Annotated in this window: 11 protein-coding genes and 1 pseudogene; 6 read left to right on the top strand and 6 right to left on the bottom strand. The window is 34.8% G+C overall.

Annotation, left to right across the window (positions count from 1 at the left end; all coding sequences use genetic code 11):
* The first annotated feature begins 205 nt into the window (after nt 1–205).
* Nucleotides 206–2,935, top strand: coding sequence for a CBS domain-containing protein (locus F6K22_RS03500; RefSeq protein WP_293093326.1), 2,730 nt, complete (start codon nt 206–208; stop codon nt 2,933–2,935).
* Between the two features lie 1,090 nt (nt 2,936–4,025).
* On the top strand, nt 4,026–4,871 hold the full coding sequence (locus F6K22_RS03495) for a class I SAM-dependent methyltransferase (protein WP_293093312.1): 846 nt from the start codon (nt 4,026–4,028) through the stop codon (nt 4,869–4,871).
* A 1,090-nt stretch (nt 4,872–5,961) separates the two neighbouring features.
* Here the strand turns inward: F6K22_RS03495 and F6K22_RS03490 are convergent.
* The 6 genes and pseudogenes from F6K22_RS03490 to F6K22_RS03465 all read right to left on the bottom strand — a co-directional run bounded on the left by F6K22_RS03490 (nt 5,962) and on the right by F6K22_RS03465 (nt 10,187).
* The gene (locus tag F6K22_RS03490) at nt 5,962–6,900 is read right to left on the bottom strand and encodes a sulfotransferase family protein (protein ID WP_293093310.1); all 939 of its coding nucleotides are present in this window, start codon (nt 6,898–6,900) and stop codon (nt 5,962–5,964) included.
* A gap of 226 nt (nt 6,901–7,126) precedes the next feature.
* A pseudogene (locus F6K22_RS43385) lies at nt 7,127–7,572 on the bottom strand (helix-turn-helix domain-containing protein); the annotation flags it as partial.
* A gap of 272 nt (nt 7,573–7,844) precedes the next feature.
* On the bottom strand, nt 7,845–8,045 hold the full coding sequence (locus F6K22_RS03480) for a hypothetical protein (protein WP_293093307.1): 201 nt from the start codon (nt 8,043–8,045) through the stop codon (nt 7,845–7,847).
* A gap of 173 nt (nt 8,046–8,218) precedes the next feature.
* Complete coding sequence (locus F6K22_RS03475) at nt 8,219–8,581, bottom strand: RNA-guided endonuclease InsQ/TnpB family protein (protein ID WP_293093323.1); 363 nt, start codon at nt 8,579–8,581, stop codon at nt 8,219–8,221.
* 7 nt (nt 8,582–8,588) lie between these two features.
* A complete protein-coding gene (locus F6K22_RS03470) occupies nt 8,589–9,104 on the bottom strand; it encodes a helix-turn-helix domain-containing protein (protein WP_293093304.1) in 516 nt (171 codons plus the stop codon).
* Nucleotides 9,105–9,572: 468 nt separating this feature from the next.
* Entirely contained in the window at nt 9,573–10,187 is a 615-nt protein-coding gene (locus F6K22_RS03465; RefSeq protein WP_293093302.1) for a CBS domain-containing protein, read from the bottom strand.
* A gap of 150 nt (nt 10,188–10,337) precedes the next feature.
* Between F6K22_RS03465 and F6K22_RS03460 the strand changes: the two genes are divergently transcribed.
* The 4 genes from F6K22_RS03460 to mrdA all read left to right on the top strand — a co-directional run bounded on the left by F6K22_RS03460 (nt 10,338) and on the right by mrdA (nt 18,492).
* Nucleotides 10,338–12,911 (top strand): hybrid sensor histidine kinase/response regulator, encoded by a 2,574-nt coding sequence (locus F6K22_RS03460; protein WP_293093299.1) that lies wholly within the window; start codon nt 10,338–10,340, stop codon nt 12,909–12,911.
* A 138-nt stretch (nt 12,912–13,049) separates the two neighbouring features.
* Complete coding sequence (locus F6K22_RS03455) at nt 13,050–13,262, top strand: helix-turn-helix domain-containing protein (protein WP_293093296.1); 213 nt, start codon at nt 13,050–13,052, stop codon at nt 13,260–13,262.
* A gap of 567 nt (nt 13,263–13,829) precedes the next feature.
* A complete protein-coding gene (locus F6K22_RS03450) occupies nt 13,830–14,516 on the top strand; it encodes an N-acetylmannosamine-6-phosphate 2-epimerase (protein ID WP_293093293.1) in 687 nt (228 codons plus the stop codon).
* Nucleotides 14,517–16,698: 2,182 nt separating this feature from the next.
* Entirely contained in the window at nt 16,699–18,492 is a 1,794-nt protein-coding gene (mrdA, locus tag F6K22_RS03445) for a penicillin-binding protein 2 (RefSeq protein ID WP_293093291.1), read from the top strand.
* The last annotated feature ends 21 nt before the right edge of the window (nt 18,493–18,513 follow it).

Here is an 18,513-nt window from a genome sequence, read left to right as displayed (position 1 = left end):
CTCTCTAGGCACATAGATAGAGAAAAATTTCATCACCCTACCTCCGGGAGCTTCAGCAAATGAAATAACTATTGCTCTCTAGGCACATAGATAGAGAAAAATTTCATCACCCTACCTCCGGGAGCTTCAGCAAATGAATGTACTTCATTTACCTAAAAACCGCTGTAATATTAAATTAAAACTTCTAACTTCTGACTTCCCAGAAATGAACATAATCTTATGCCACACAACCGCAGACTTCGACGCTCTCGGCGCCGCCGTCGGACTAACCCACCTCCACCCAGGTAGTCGCCTCGTACTAACTGGCGGTTGTCACCCCACTGTCAAACAATTCCTCGCCCTCCATCGAGACGAATTTCCCATCATCGAACGTCGCTCCCTCAACCCAAAACAAATTCGCTCCATATATATAGTAGATGTTCAAACACGCTCCCGACTCGGAAAAACTGCCGAATGGTTAGACTTACCCCACCTATCAGAAATTATCATCTACGACCATCACTGTGAAATTCAAACCGATATTCCAGCTACCCACACTTATATAGAAGCAGTCGGAGCAACCACAACTCTAATCGCAGAAAAACTCCAGACTCTCCAAAATAAAGCTACCCCTATCTTAACTCCAGCAGAAGCAACAATTATGGCGTTAGGCATCCACGCTGATACTGGTTCCCTGACTTTCCACCACACAACCCCACGAGACGCAACAGCTTTAGCATGGTTAATGCAGCAAGGAGCAAGTTTACCAGTCATAGGCGAATATATTCAACCCGGTTTGTCACCACAACTGCAAGAATTATTAAAAACAGCTCTCGAAAATTTGCAACGCTCCACCGTGAGAAATTATCAAATAGGCTCAATACTGTTACACACAGATGAATATATTCCTGGTTTATCCAGTTTAGCTTCCAGTTTAATCGACCTCACAGAAATAGACGCCCTCCTACTAGCTCATACCCACTCCCTCAAAAACACAACAGAAAAAAGCTTAAATATTATCGGAAGATCGCGCATCCCAGACACAAACCTCAACCAAATATTTCAACCTCTAGGTGGAGGAGGTCATCACCGAGCAGCAGCAGTTAGTTGCCGAGACAACAACCCCCAAACAACATTAGAAAAACTGTTAGACCAACTCAAAAATCAAATTCCTCAACCTCCCACCGCTAGAGACTTAATGTCATCTCCAGTTCGCACCATTCCTCCTGACACATCCATAGAAGAAGCTCACCGCATACTATTACGTTATAATCATTCAGGTTTATCAGTAGTAGACTCATCTAGAGAATTAGTAGGAATTATTTCTCGGCGAGATATTGACATTGCTCTGCATCATGGTTTTAGTCATGCTCCAGTCAAAGGTTACATGACACCCCAACTTAAAACTATTTCCCCAGAAACAACTCTCCCAGAAATCGAAGAGTTGATGGTTACTTACGATATTGGTCGGTTGCCTGTATTAGAAAATAATTCCTTAGTCGGAATAGTCACCCGCACCGACGTTTTACGAGAATTACACCAACAACAACGCCCCCAAAATCAACAACCAGGTTGCATTCCCGGTGAAACTTGTAAATCAATTACCGAACTTTTACAACAACGTCTCGCACCCCAACTATGGCAACTACTTACCTCTGTTGCTGAGTTGGCAGAAAAACGAGGTTGGCAACTATATCTAATTGGGGGAGGAGTAAGAGACTTACTGTTATCAAAATTCAATGAGACTCTATTATTAACAGATATAGATTTAGTTGTAGATGGTTGTCACTCCGACTCAGCAGAAAAAGCTCCAGCAGTAGAGTTAGCAGAAGCACTACAAAAAATTTATCCAACAGCACGTTTGGAAGTTCACGGTCAATTTCAAACTGCTGCTCTACTTTGGCACAACGATCTAGTGTTAGACTCCCTTTGGATAGATATTGCCACTGCTCGTACAGAATTTTATCCCTATCCAGCAGCTAACCCAGAAGTAGAAGTAAGTTCGATTCGCCAAGATTTGTATCGGCGGGATTTTACTATTAATGCTTTGGCAGTGCGACTGACGAAACCTCGTGTGGGAGAGTTGCTTGATTTTTTTGGTGGGTTGTCAGATTTGCAAGACCAAAAAATTCGGGTGTTACACGCTAATAGTTTTATTGAAGACCCGACTCGCATTTATCGGGGGGTTCGGTTTGCGGTGAGATTGGGATTTGATATTGAACAGAAAACAGAGGAATATATTCGTTATGCGATTAATAGTGGGGTATATGACCGCGAAGCTGTTGGGAAGGTAGAAAAAAATAGAAGAGCACCTGCTTTAGAAACTCGACTCAAAAGTGAGTTGAAATATATTTTACAAGCTCACTACTGGAAACCTGCTTTAAAGTTATTGGGAAATCTGGGAGCGTTGCGTTGTATTCATCGCACCTTGGAGTTAGACAAGAGGTTGTGGCAACAGGTGTGTTTGCTGGATAGGTGTTTACAACGTTTTGACCCTGAGAAAAATTTATCTCATTGGCAAATGCGGTTAGAGGTTTTGATTGCTGGTTTGGAATCTGAGTATCGCAGTTTAGTAGGGAAAAATTTACAGTTACCTGTGGATAGTATTAAGAGATTGGAAGAGTTGGAGTTGGCAAAAGTTATGGTTATGAAGAATTTGCCAAAATGTGAGACTCCGAGTCAGGTGGTGTGGTTGTTGAGGGAGTATGATTTACCGATGTTGATTTTGATTATTGTGCAATGCGAGCGTTGGATGCGACGTCAGGTTTGGCAATATTTGACTCAGTGGTCGAATGTTAAACCTATTTTGAATGGCAAAGATTTGAAAGAGATGGGTTATAAACCGGGGCGACAGTTTAAGTTGATGTTAGACGATATTTTAGCTGCTACTTTGGATGGGAAAGTCAGCGATCGCTCTGAGGCTGAGAAATTTTTAGCTCAATATTATCCTCAGTAATTAGGGAGTAGGGGAGATAGGAGTATTTTTCTACCTTTTTCCCCTATTAATGAAGTATTTTACAAAAATATTTTAGAACACATCAATAATCAGCTAGAAGAAAACTTTTATTTTGATTTTGATGATTTTTATCATTACTTTTAAGATTCTATTTGGCGTTTGAAATAATTAGAGCTTACACCATTTTGAAAAAATAATTTTACGAATAATAAGCAGTATCAAAAGACTTTATCGAAAATGCCTATTTGACTAAAAATAGAAATTACGACATAAAAAATGATATCAAAACTATTCATTATGACTCCTGTTTCCTGACTCCTGAATTCTAAAAAATATCCCAATCATTTGTAGCCAACATTTATCAATTCGGTATTAAACATCCCAACTAAGAAACCAGGTTTATTACCCTAACTTAACATTTGATATTGTAAATTTTAGTTCATAAACCCGGTTTATGCGTAAGTCTTGTATGCCATGATATCTTATTTTTTTGAATTCTATATCATTTCAGTTGTCAGTTTCTTTGCCACTTTATCTAAAATCTAAAAACTGTTGCGTAATAGTTAAATGAATTATCAACCTGCAATAGGGCGATGCCATTCTTACCACTTTATCTAAAATCTAAAAACTGTTGCGTAATAGTTAAATGAATTATCAACCTACAATAGGGCGATGCCATTCTTACCACTTTATCTAAAATCTAAAAACTGTTGCGTAATAGTTAAATGAATTATCAACCTACAATAGGGCGATCGCGTAGCGGTGCGTAGCACTATCGCCACTTTTCCTACTTTATCTAAAAACTATTTCGCAATAGTTAAATGAATGATCGACGAAAATTAAAGTTAGGCAAGTATCACCATTCCCACTTAATCTAAAATCTAAAAACTATAACGCAATAGTTTAATTAATTATCAACTTGCAATAGGGCGATCGCGTAGCGGTGCGTAGCACTATCGCCACTTTTCCTACTTTATCTAAAAACTATTTCGCAATAGTTAAATGAATTATTGACGGAAATTAAAGTTAGGCAAGTATGACCTTTGCCACTTTATCTAAAAACTATTTCACAATAGTCTAATTAATTAATATGAAATACAAAACAATTATGCTCCATCGCCTGCCTAAAAATAATTGGTACCAAGACCTAAATCTAGAACAAAAATCTAAATGGTACGGTCAAATAGCAGATGCTTACAACAGAACTAGACCTCGTTATCCCAAAAATTTAGTCAAACGTGCCGTAGAAATAGCTCAACTTTCTACCGATGCCAAAATTTTAGAAATAGGTTCTGCTACGGGAACAGCTACAACCACCTTTGCCGAACTAGGTTTTTCTCTAGTGTGCGTCGAACCCAATGCAGAATTTTGTCAAATACTTGTGAAAAACTGCGCTCCTTATGAAAAAGTGAAAATCATCAACACTACCTTTGAGGAATGGGAATTAGAAAAAAATCAGTTTGATGCGGTACTTGCTGCTACTTCTTTTCACTGGATATCCTCCGAAGTTGCTTCTCTCAAAACTGCTGAAGCATTAAAAACTGATGGATATTTAATATTGCTCTGGAATACTCCACCCCAACCAACTCAAGAAATTTATCAGAAACTATTAGACCCAATTTATCAAACCTACGCACCAGATATAAAAGGATATGAAGCGATCGCCACTCATCAAAAAAATATTAGCGGTCTGGGAAATAAAGTTACCGACTCTGGTAAGTTTCAAAACTTAGTTTCGGAAGAATTAATCTGTGAAGTAACTTATAAAGTTGATGATTATATAGCACTTTTAAGCACCTTATCACCCTACATCGCAATATACTCAGAACAACGTCAGACTTTATTTGCAAATTTGACGACAAGTTTGCACAATTATTATGGAGATACTATTAACCTTTCTTACTTATCTGCGCTTCAGGTTACTCAGAAGGTCTAATACCAATTTAATCAAAGAATGTTAGACAAGAACATTTGGTTAGTACAAAAGTAAAAGCATTTATGCCAATTACTAAAAATAGGTAAGCATTCAGCCGTCAGCTATAAGTCCCGCAGCTTATTATCTTACTCATATAAAGGAGAAATTAGTCTCCAAGGAAAATTAAAAGTTATAATTAAAGTATAATCCTTTAAGCATATAAGGAATTATTCATTATTAATTGCTGATTGCTTAACGCTAATAGCTGTTTGCGTAGCATTCCGCAGGAAATGCTTACAAAAATACTGAGAGACTTAAGAGTTGTGTAAGAATAACCTGAACAGTTTTTTTGATGGAAGCTAGATTTCACAATCTATTTCAGATAAAATTTGTAGAACTTAATTTTTACCTAAAAATCAAGGTTTAATACCAATTTGAAAAAAGAATGTTACGAAAAGGTAGCTCCCTATCGGATGTGCTGAAAAATAGCTCCTCCAATTCATTTTAGATAGTTATATCTATCATTTTTCCCTTTTTTTCAAGATTTTCTCCTTCTTCCTTCTTCCGTACGGACGTTGCATGCAACGTCCCTACCATTTGTAACAAACATTTATCAAATTGGTATAAAACCTCTACCCATAGGATAAAAAAAGAAAAAAATTACTTTTAACCAATCCTATCTGTTTTTAAGAAGAGGTAATTATTAATTATTAATTGTTAATTATTAATTATTGAAATGATGCCTTAATTGATCGGGTGATTTACTCTCTCTATTTGTAGTTAAGTTTTGCCATTAACCCCAAATTTTTCAACTCTTCCAATCTCGAAAAACTATATAATAACTGGGAGGCAAAAATTAAATATAAAATTCTAATTTATTAGAAGTTAAAATATAGGAAATTATTCATTAATTTCCTATATCTATACCACTCTATCTATTATATTTATCTGCAGTTAATTCCACTGGGATTAATCTACTTTGATGTATATATAATATAGCTTTTTTCAGACTAATGAGGTACACCTAATATTTATTTTTATTCTATTCTCTGTTCCCTAAAAAAAACGAATTTTTTACCTTACAAGTCTGGGAATTGCTATAGTTTAATATTTAAATTACTAACCAAGATGAAAGGTCTCTTTGAATCAAATCTTGTAGCTTGAGAATATCTTCACGGTAGAAGTCAATTAATAGTTGACGTTCTTCTGAAGAAAGAGGTTTGAGTTCTTTTCCTCCTGAATTTAAATTGACTAAGCTAGAGCGTAATTTTTGTCGCATTTCCAGAGGCATTACCACCTTTAAAACAGATGAAACTGCTGCTCTTACAGGATTTTTAGTTTTCATTAAATTATTCAGAGATTGATTCTTGGGAACTGCAGCAACTTGTTGACGCTCTGAGGTATCTGGAGTAAAGTCACTATTTACTCCAATAAATTGATACATATCCTGCATCATTGCCGAGGAATTTTCAGACAAGTCATTATACAGATAAATTTTTACTCTTTCTTTGCCAAAAGTATCAAAATAATACTTGACTGGAGTATAGTAAAATCCTTTTTTAAGAGTGAAAGAAGTATCAGCACGAAATTGAACTTGTTCGGTTAAAGAACGAACTTTTTCTACATTTATTGAATCACGAAGGTGCATTAGATAGTCAGAATAAGCTCTATCTACTGGATTTCTAAGTATAGCTATTATTTTGACATCAGGAACGTATTTAATAATCCTTTCAGATGAAGATTTATAATGAAAAAGATAATTAGGAGATACTTCACCAATAGCAATTTCATCCTGGACATTGCTAAAAAGATTGGAGTATTTTTCCCAAGTATCAATTCTTTTTGAATTTGGTTTCCCTTGAAAATTTTCCCAATCTCTCTCCAAAAAGTTTGTTTCTTTGACAGGACTCATATAAACTTGGGGATGTTGGTTTAAATATTGATAAATTGATGTAGTTCCTGCTTTCTCTATGCCTACAACTAAAAAAGTTGGTAACTTCATTATATTTCTCCTAAGTTTAACTGATTCACCTTCTTGAAAACTAGACATGCGCTAGACATTTGCCATCGGTGAGGTGCAAATGATTCATTGCTTACCCGTTTCAATGGGTACTTGCACAGAAAGTTGATGTTCAGCCCACAAACTATGGGGAGCGGATTCCCTCAAGGGCTTTCCGACCTTGAAAAAGTTGAGTCCTTAAATAATTTCTGAGAACCAAAACAAATGTGTAAACGTTCTGTATTTTTTAACTTCTTTAATTTTCGTTTCAGGCACTTACGAAACTCAGAAAATATCTATTGGCTGAATCTTTGATTATTGTTACTGATGATGGAACAGTAGGTAGTTCCCTTGACCAAACAATTTTCAGCTTTCCAATCTTTGCGTTGCTAGAGACTTTATGCTCACCAACTTTAAAGCCACCTTTTGTAAATCTAGCAGTTTGCGCGTGACTTCCTTGATTGCTGCAATGGTATAGCAGAAACTTCTGATAGCCATTCTCTATCCTCAGTCTTTTTAACCTGAGTAATAAACTGTTTTTGTAGTTCTGAATTACTTGGTTTCTTTTCTCTAAGAGCATACTTTTCACAGGTAGCAAGCTAGACTATCGTTCCAGACAACACGTTCGCGCAGCGTTGCGCAGCAAACACAACCAAATAGCTTTGCTAATCTGGTTTTTTGTCCCGGCGTTGGATATATACGGTACTTAAATTTAGATTTCATAGTCTGAGTTTAAAACTAGCAAAATTATAACATATTTATTGAAACGCTCATCAACTAAAAAGTCGCCCTATAAGGACGAGGCGCATACCCCAATTTTTTGGTAAATACCTTAGTTATGACTATATATAGTAGTAGTCATATTTTGGTTTTGACATCCTCTCCGGCGGTTAGGCGCGGAGATTCCCATCTATCAATCAAACAAACTAAGCTGTTTAAAAGACTCAGAGTGGGTTAGCATTTCATTGCAATCAGCTTGCTTTTTACGGCGAGTCTTACATTTGCTCGATGCTCGTTTTTAATATAATCGACCGCTGTCCGTCGGCGACTGTATTGAAAAGAGATAACTGCACAGGTTCCAATATTTCAGCTTCAACAATTTCAACCTTGGTTTTTGGTTGAGTTACTGTTTCTACAACATTAAGAATATTGATAGCAGCATTGACATCTCTATCGTGGTGCATCCCACAGTTCAAACAAGTCCATTCTCTTACATCTAATTCTTTCTTACCACCACGGAAACCGTATCGGAGAAAACTTTTGGCTTGTTGGCTCCCACCTAGAAATAACTCTAAATTCCCTACTATATTTTTGGCATTTAGCCTCAGTTAAAGTCCTGAATTGCCTCCATCCTAAGTCACTGATTGCTTTAGCGCTCCTTACGGTTTTTAATCATTCCAGAAACATTAAGGTCTTCTAATATTATTGTGTCATATTCACGAGTTAGTTTAGTTGACAATTTATGCAGAAAATCTTTACGAATATCTTTAATTCTGGCGTGTAATTTAGCCACCCTTAACTTAGCTTTTTCTCTACGTTTACTACCTGGTATTTTCTTGGCAAGCCTGCGTTGAAATTTGGCTAATTTCTTAAGATTTTTCTTTAATGGTTTTGGTGCATTAATTTTATCGCCATTGCTCAATGTGGCAAATGTGCTTATCCCTAAATCTATACCAATATAACTTTCAGTTTTAGGTGAAACATCTGCTGATTTTTCTACAACAAAACTCAGAAAATATCTAGTAGGGGCATCTATGCGAATCGCCCCTACAATCCTTGATTATTGTTACTGATGATGGAGGTGATGGTAACGGTCTTGACCAATGTACTTTAAGGTTTCCAATCTTGGCTAAATATACCTTATCTTGACCTAACTTAAATCCTCTCAAACTAAATATAGCTGTCTGTTTTGAATTACGCTTCTTGAATTTTGGAGGTTTAACTTTTACTCCTTTACGCTTACCTATAACTGAATTGAAAAAGTTTTGATAAGCTTGGTGCAAATCGTTTAATGATTGTTGTAATGGAACTACTGATACTTCGGTTAACCAACTTCTTTCAATTGTCTTCTTAGCTTGAGTAATAAATACTTTTTGTAGTTCAGCATTACTTGGCTTTTTCTTTGATGATTTAAACTCTTGAATACAATGAGCTAAAGCATCGTTCCAAACTACTCTTGTACATCCAAATAATTTAGCTAAATTAATTTGTTGTATAAGGTTTTGATAGCATCTATATTTATATCTTGCTTTCAATGTTTTCGACCTTAATTACTGCACTAAAAATTAATATCGTAGGGTTTTTTCTATATCTCTATTATAATATATTTGTGCGTACATTGTGGGGTTTTATGAAATATAAAACATTAAAATTTAGGCTATCAAGTAAGAGATTAGATCAGTTAAAATCATATGCTTTAATAAGGAAAAAAAATATGACACAAATAGTAGAAGAAATGATTGATGATTTAACCTAATCCAGAATTAAAGTCGCCCTATAAGGCAGGAGAGGACCCACTTTTTCGGTGAATAAAATCTCTTGGAATTAGGAAGCAACCATAATAATTTCAGAGTTTTGATGTATTTGGGGATTTTTGACAAATTTTAGATACAGGTTGCATCTGGGCAATTTATAACTATTGCTTAATTTCAAGTAATTCCGAAGTTTATTGAAAATAAATATCTCATAAAAAAAATAAATTAGAGGCTATAAATGAACTATTTTTAGAGTTGCTTGTTTGATTTTTTTTTATGCTGTTTGAGTTTCTTTTCAATTTTTTTGATCAGGGGTTTTGACTCTAAGAGAAAACCAGTGGGTTCATCATCATCATTTTCCTCTAGATATAATTCTAGGGTTTCTGATTGAGATTTATCCGTTTGCTCTTGCAGCTTTTTATCTAAGTTTAGTAAAATTTCCGATTGTGCTAATAGTAAATCATGTAAATCTATCAATCTCAAGCTGCCATTAGATAAAACTATAATTATAGGTTCATAAACATACTGTTTTGGCCTATTCAGTGCCGTGAGAGCTGCTGCATTAATTTGAAAATTTTCAGAAAGAACTAGAGGAGGAGTGTTGAGAAAATCTAACAATTCACGCACAGGACATCTATAATAAATTTTTTTCTTTTCAGGTAATTTTATATATTCCAGGAATCTGATTTGGGAAATCATACCCAACATTTGGGTACTTTGAGTAATAATAACTCCCGGTAATTCTGGTTGTAGTCTAAATTTTTCAGCTACTATCTGTCCTAAAGTAGCAGAATTAACTTGGAAATCGTGGGAAGGCAAGTTTCCGATAGTAGAATTGAGTGTAAGCTGAGTTAAGTTAATCATTGAAACTAATCAGGAATGAGCTATATAAAAAATATTTTATGAGGATATGTTAGCTTGGATTAATTTACGGTTAGATTCAACAATCTAAAATCTAATCGGTGTTTGATGATTGCACAAACAATACTCTTTGTCCTGCTCCGGAATAGTATTATGGCCATTTCATACAAGACAACTAGGGAAATGCCCAGTTTTCCACCTGCAAAACCAAGCTTAACTTTGCCTTTAAATACACTTGAGCTATTAAGTCAGTTATTACAACAGACATCTCAAGGTCTAGAAACGATAGTCATTACAGAAGATATATTTGCCACCACTCAATACCTTATGTTCCCAGGGATAAAGTTCACAGCAGTTATTTCAAAGGAGTTTAATGGACTTTTGTGGGGCAAAGCAGTTAAGGATTTATCAAACAATCAAAGCCAGAGAAGAGCAGGACAACAACAAAATTATAATTCTCAATCTAACTCTTTTAGCTTACCCTTGAAAAGGGTAAATGTGGAAAATTTAAAATTTAATGTGGGTTTAACTTTTGACCCAAAAGCAATTCAAGTTTTTGTATACCAAATTATTAATCGACTAGAGAAAGACAAAAGTCAATCAATAATTATATCTCAACTTAAATCTAGAATAAATAACCTCAAAGTGAATAATGCTAATCTCCAGAGCGAATTCACTTTGAAATTACTCAAACTCTTGACTTCTAGCGAAAATATAGATTCTATTTTACAGCTAGAAAATCCTCAAAAAACTAAGCAAAAAAGAGATTATCCCGATCTATCAAATTTACTATCAATAAATGATTCAACAGTTAATATTCATGGCATATCTACTCCTAATCCTGAATTAATAACAAAAACTAATTTGCCACAAAATAATCAATTATCATCATCAGATTCAGGGCTGAATAATCAACATTATCCATTAGTATGTAAACCTATTGAGACGGCTCTAAACCAACAAATAGAACAAGAGAGACTCCTGAATCAAGTCACAACTCAAATTCGCCAAACTTTAGAATTACCAGAAATTTTATTAACTGCTGTGGAACAGGTGAGAAAGTTCCTCAAAGTAGAGAGATTATTGATTTATCAATTCAATCATCCCTTATTATTAACAAATAATATTACGGTAGTAAATCAACAAAAAGGGTCGGTGAAGTATGAAGCTTTGGCATCCGATCTAATTTCTTCTGTATTAGGTTTAAGTGAGACCGAAAACTGCTTTTTTCCTCCTATTGAATATAGTAAAAGCTCTGTTCATGCCATAGCTGATGTAGAAATAGCTTATAGTAAATTTCCTTGTCTATTAGAATTGATGCGACAACATCAAATCAAAGCAAAATTAGTAGTACCCATTATAGTTGATGAAAGATTGTGGGGATTATTAATTGCCCATCAATGCTCTGAGCGAGAATGGCAAGACAATGAAAAGAGATTTCTCAAAGAAATTGCAGAACATCTAGCGATCGCTATTTATCAAGTTCAATTATATGCAGAATTGCAAAAGCAAAAACAAACTTTAGAAAAGCGGGTAGTTGAGCGAACCCAAGACCTTTATGATGCACTTCAAAGTGCAGAATCAGCTAATCGTGCTAAGAGTGAATTTTTAGCAACAATGAGCCATGAATTACGCACCCCTCTTACCTGTGTTATTGGTATTTCTTCAACTCTTTTGCAGTGGTCTTATGGTAATAGAGGAGCAAAAATCATGCCAATACAAAAGCAAAGAGCTTATTTACAAACAATCCATGATAGTGGCGAACATCTCCTGGAATTAATCAATGATATTCTAGATTTATCTCAAGCAGAAGCAGGCAAAACCGTATTGAAAATTAGTGAATTTTCTTTATCTAAACTCAGTTATGAAATTTGGCAAAATTTTAGAGAAAAGGCTAAACAAAATGAAGTAAAACTAATTTTTGAACAGAATGTAACTCCAGAGTTAGATCGATTTACGGCTGACCAAAGAAGAGTTAAACAAATTCTATTTAATCTTCTCAGCAATGCAATTAAATTTACTCCTAGTGGGGGAAATGTTAGACTTAAAGTGATGAGAGATCGACATACAGCAATTTTTCAAGTAGAAGATACTGGTATGGGAATTTCTCAAGAGCAAAAACCACTATTATTTAAGAAATTTCAACAACTAGATTCTCCTTATAATCGTCAACAAGGTGGTACTGGTTTAGGTTTAGCTTTAACCAAGCAATTAATTGAACTTCATAGTGGAATTATTGAAGTAGAATCTACTGTAAATATCGGCTCTACTTTTACAGTCAAACTCCCAGCACAACAACTTAAATCACCAAATGAAAAACTAAAACAAAAAGGAGAAAGTACATCAAATATTTTATCTTTACAAGGTACAGTAGTATTGATTGAACAAGAAGAAGATATTGCCACAATCATTTGTGATATTTTGACAGCAGCAGGATTAAAAGTTGTGTGGATAATAGAAGGTTCTACTGCTGTGGAGCAAATTATTTTATTGCAGCCTGTTGCTGTAATTTTAGATATGCACTTGCCAGGAATTGATAGTGTAGATATTATTCAGCAGTTATGCACAACAAGCAGCACTAAAAATATTAAAATTTTGGCATTAACTAATTTTAATACAGAAATAAATCGAGAATATTATTATGCTGCTGGTGTGGATGAATGTTTGACTAAACCAATTAATCTCGAATATTTATTGAGTAAAATAATAGCATTACTAACTAATTAAAACAGGGGCTAATTACTGAAGCTGAATAATTTACAAAATTGGACAAATATTAGTAAATCTTGAAAATATGAAGATTATTTCCTATCATTAATTAATCCTATAATATTAAAGACTTTTTTTCATGGTGTGCGTGTTCAAATGGAATCAATCAAGACCAAATTAAAAGTTAACAATTATCAAAAAAATCTACTTGCCAAACACGCAGGTGTAGGTAGTCATGCTTATAACTGGGGATTAGCTACTTGCATTACTGAATATGAATTAACAAAAAAACGCCCTAGTGGAATTACTTTGCATAAACGTTTAGTTGCTAAAATTAAAAGTCAAAATCCCTGGTATTATGAAGTATAAAAGTGTGCCCCTCAGCAAGCATTAAGAAATTTATAAAGGACATTTAAAAACTTTTTAACTATTCCTAAACGTGGGTTTCCTAAGTTAAAAAAAAAGGGTAAAAAAGACAGTTTATATTTAGAATACAGCATTAATATTATGCAAGGAAATTATATCAAATTACCCAGGGTAGGAATAGTAAAAACCTATGAAATATTACCCTCTATGCCAGTCAAAAATGTGAGAAGATCTAAACGGGCAAATAATTGGTATATCAGCTTTACATATTTACATACAATTGGGAGCCAGAAGCGAATCTGATACAAATGTAAATGGTATGGCAATGAAAATTTTTTTGTACCAAATTAAGCGGATTTGATATCAAATAGGATTGCTATATAGTAATTTGTATAATTAAGCGGATGCCAAGAAATGGAAAACTGTTTTGATATATAGATTACTACTGATTAATGGTAAATTAATAGAAGCCAGAAAGCAAAGATAAAAAAAAGACTAAAAGATATTTGAAGTACAATAAAATAGCTCTAAAATTATGAATATTAATTACGACAAAATAATTCTTTAATTATGACTAATAAAACTCCTAATCTACTATTACCAAAAGGTTTAATAGTTTCTTGTCAAGCTCCCACTGACTCCCCTTTACATCATCCAGAAGTTATTGCTGCAATGGCACAAGCATCTATAAATCAAGGTGCGGTGGGAGTTAGAATAGATACCCCATCCCATATTCGGGCAGTGCGACAGAGAATTACTCAGCCCATTATTGGTTTGTGGAAGCAACAAATACCAGGATATGAAGTTTATATTACCCCTCGTTTTTCCGATGCAGTAGCGATCGCCGAAGCTGGAGCAGATATTATTGCTATTGATGCTACTCTCAGAGAACGACCAGGGGGAGAAACTTTAGCCACATTAATTACCCAAATTCATCAAGAGTTAGGAAAAGCTGTAATGGCAGATGTAGATACTATAGAAGCAGCACAACTAGCAGCAGCAACAGGTGCGGATTTTGTTGCGACTACTCTGTATGGTTATACTGAGCTAACAAAAACAGAATTTCCCCCTGGTTTTCTACTATTAAAAAAGATGGTAGAAAATTTAGCAATGCCAGTAATTTGTGAAGGGGGTATTGCTTCTACAACAATGGCAAAAAAAGCTATGAATTTAGGAGCTTATGCTGTTGTTGTAGGAACTGATATTACAGGAATTGATAGTAAAGTTAAAGCCTACAAAATGCAGATAACCTCTTAAAAGGTATATTTATAGCGATTTTCACATAGATAGACAACAGTGGGTATCCGAAATTTTAAAGCATCTCCATATTTCATATTCCTTATACCAAACATGATAAATGTTTGTTACAAATGGTAGAAGTCAAGAAGAGACAAGAGGGAATAAGAAACAAGGAAGAACTAATAAATAGGGTTTGCTGAAAAAGTCTTATTGTTGAGGGTATAATTCAGAATTCAGAGGAATTAGGAGGCATAAATATCCCTTGATTTTTCTATCCTTATCTACTCAAAACCCTAACTTTTTTAGCTCCCTAGACCTAAAATATTGCACTTTTTTTAAATTTAAAAAGGCTAAAATATTTACAGATCAAGGTTTTAAAAATTAATCAGCAAGCTCTAAATATTGAAAAAAGCGAAAAATGGATAGCTTTTTTATTAATGGATAATGGATAATTGATAATTACAAGAAGGTTAAAACCGTTACGGAATTGAATATAAGGAAATTCAAGAGCACTTTTTTTTCCCTTGAAAGGGTCGGCTTTGAACCTGAATTATTTAATTAATAATTATTAATTATTAATGATTCGGTAAAATGAATTCCAGTTAAGTACCCATTCCAAAATGCACCTTTTTGTAGCATTCTTTTTTCAAATTTGTATTACCCCATAAGATTTTTATGCCATACTTAAATGAAAAATGCTTTCAACAATTAATAATTAATTATTACCTTTTCTGTAAATGCCTACCTACTTATCAAAAACTTCTCTACATTTTCGCATTGCAGGGGAATATGTAGGGACGTAAGTGCAACGTCAGTACAGAGAGGTAAAGATGATAATAATTAATACGAACTGGCTAATAATTATCGAAAAAGTCATTCTGTTTGTGTTAATTACTTAATAATTTAAGTATCATCTAAGCATTGCTTTTGGTAATTTGCTTTATACCTTAATTTTTCGAGAACTAATAGATATAAGAGTGAAAAAGAATATACTTTGCCGCAGTTGTAGGGAAGATATAGCTGAAGTTAGAAGTTAAATTCCCAGGACGGAATAAATTTGAGAGAAGCAAGAATTTCCTAATAGTAATGGCGACTGCTATATTTTCACAGAATTGGTATTAGACATGAAAAAAGATTGAGAGGCTGACTTTAGCAACAGCTCTAATTTAGGTGCAATGTTTCTGAGGTACTTTGAGAAAAAACTTATTTATTTTCTGTATATGTCTAATACCAGAATTGATAAATTTTTTCTACAAATGGTAATTGGCTTTATACCTTAATTTTTCGAGAACTAATAGACCATAAGTGAAAAAGAATATAGCCGTAGTTGTAGGCAAGATATAGCTGAAGTTAGAAGTTAAATTCCCAGGACGGAATAAATTTGAGAGAAGCAAGAATTTCCTAATAGTAATGGCGACTGCTATATTTTCACAGAATTGGTATTAGACATGAAAAAAGATTGAGAGGCTGACTTTAGCAACAGCTCTAAAATTTTTCGAGAACTAATAGACCATAAGTGAAAAAGAATATAGCCGTAGTTGTAGGCAAGATGTAGCTGAAGTTAGAAGTTAAATTCCCAGGACGGAATAAATTTGAGAGAAGCGAGAATTTCCTAATAGTAATGGCGACTGCTATATTTTCACAGAATTGGTATTAGACATGAAAAAAGATTGAGAGGGTGACTTTAGCAACAGCTCTAATTTAGGTGCAATGTCTCTGAGGTACTTTGAGAAAAAACTTATTTATTTTTTGTATATGTCTAATACCAGAGTTGATAAATTTTTTCTACAAATAGTTAGGGGACTGCTTAGGAGTTAGGAGAAATAAAATTTAAGCATTTTTTTGTGTTCATCCTCTATTTTCAGTCAAATAAATATTAAAATCAAACCATTTTCACTTAAGCTTATTTATCATATTCTTTTTTCAATCTTGCTCTAATGATTCGATAGTAATTGAAGAAATTTTATTTGCTGTAAAAATTGCCATCATAAAAAGTTTATTTTTGTTAAAATATTTAGTAAATTTTCACTTTTTGTTAATGTAAAAATGTCGTGATATATACTACGAACTATAAGCCAAAAATATATAATTAAATAATTGGTAATTCATCACAAAAAAAATACACACAAAAAGTGGTTAATCTTCCGGAGGAAAAGCAGAGTGCAAAGAAAAATAAAGATAAAACACTCATGCAGTAACAATGGCTCAAGATTTTGGTTTATATTCTAAATTTCCCCCTGTTGCCAGAACCCCTGGGCAACAAACTAGCTCGAAACGTCATCGCTTGGTACAAGCATTCATAATGATGCTAGTGATTACTAACTTGATTGGAATCAATGCTTATCGTATAGTGCAATTACAATTAGTTCAGGGAGAATATAACCGGGAACGTGCAGAAAACAACCGCATTCGCTTAATGCCAGTAGCAGCAAGTCGTGGTACAATTTACGATCGCAAAGGCAGAATATTAGCAAGTAACCGTCTCTCTCGCTCTGTATATTTATGGCCTCAAGAATACTCAGCGACAAAATGGTTGGAGGTAGCAACGGAACTTAGTCCAATTTTAGATATTCCAGCTACTGATATTATCAACAAATTAGAAGCAACTGGCTATAACTCCCCCTTACCAGTCAGAATTACCTCAAATATCGATCGCTCTACTTTCGTAGCATTAGCAGAAAAAACTGGTGAAACAAGAGGGGTAGAAGTTCGTACCGAAAACATTCGTCACTATCCTAATGGAAGTTTAGCAGCTCATTTGCTTGGATACACTGGTGAAGCAACCAAAGAAGAATTGATCGCTAACCCCAAATATCCAATGGGAATGATCGTGGGAAAAATGGGAATCGAACGTTTAGCAAATTCTGCATTGGAAGGGGTTTGGGGTAATCGTTTGATTGAAGTTGATGCTAAAGGTAAGGAAATTCAAGAGTTGGGAGTAGAAAACCCCACTCCAGGGAAACCAGTAAAATTAACCATCGATATTGATATCCAAAAAGCTGCAGAAAAAGCACTGGGAAATCGCCTGGGTGCTGCAGTTGCCATTAACCCTAAAACAGGAGAAGTATTAGCAATGGCAAGCGGACCTACATTTAACCCCAGTATATTCGCAGGCAAAATAACAAGCGAAAAATGGCAACGTCTCCAAGGTGCAAGCAAACCTTTTTTGAATCGTGCCCTCCAGGGTTATCCACCAGGAAGCACTTTCAAAGCTGTTACTTCTGTGGCAGCACTCCAGTCTGGCAAGTATTCTCCTAACTCTAAAGTGGGAACTTACGATGCTGTGACTATTGGTGGTATCACCTTTAACGAACATAGTGGCGGTTATGGAGTAATTGGTTTTCGGGATGCTTTAGCTTACAGTAGCAATACATTTTACTATCAAGTGGGTGTGAAAACTGGTCCTGAACAAATTTCTAAGTGGGGGCGAGAGTTAGGTATTGGTGGCAGTATTGACTTAAAACTATTCGGACTAGATGGTAATCATGGTCAAATCCCTACTCCCAAGGAAAAAGAAGAAATGTATGGGGAAGCTTGGCATATTGCTGATATTGTTACCATGGGAATAGGTCAGGGTTTGGTATTAGTCACACCTTTAGAATCTTCAGTGATGGTAAGTACGATCGCTAATGGTGGGTATCGAGTGCAGCCTCATTTATTGGCTTCTCAAACTGATACTGCTGCTACTAAATCAATCAAAACAGGGCTAAAACCTTCAACTATTAATACAGTGCGAGAAGGATTAATTGATGTAGTCAGGAAGGGTACTGCTCGGTGGTTGAATGATGGTACTATTCCATTATCTGGGGGTAAGACAGGTACAGTGGAACTTCCAGGGCAACCTGATAATGCAATGTATATAGGTTTTGCACCTGCTTATAATCCTGAAATTGCTGTAGCGGTTGCAGTTGAAGGTGGTGGTTACGGTTCGGTAGGAGCTGCTCCTATTGCTAAAGCAATTTTTGATACCTATTTTGGTAATAAAGGAAAATAGTAAATCAAAACTCGCTCTTAA

The organism is Okeania sp. SIO2F4, assembly GCF_010672385.1.
In the GTDB taxonomy this organism is placed as follows: domain Bacteria; phylum Cyanobacteriota; class Cyanobacteriia; order Cyanobacteriales; family Microcoleaceae; genus Trichodesmium.
The sequence above is the reverse complement of the archived record's forward strand: the minus strand, read 5'-3'. Positions and strand labels throughout refer to the sequence as shown.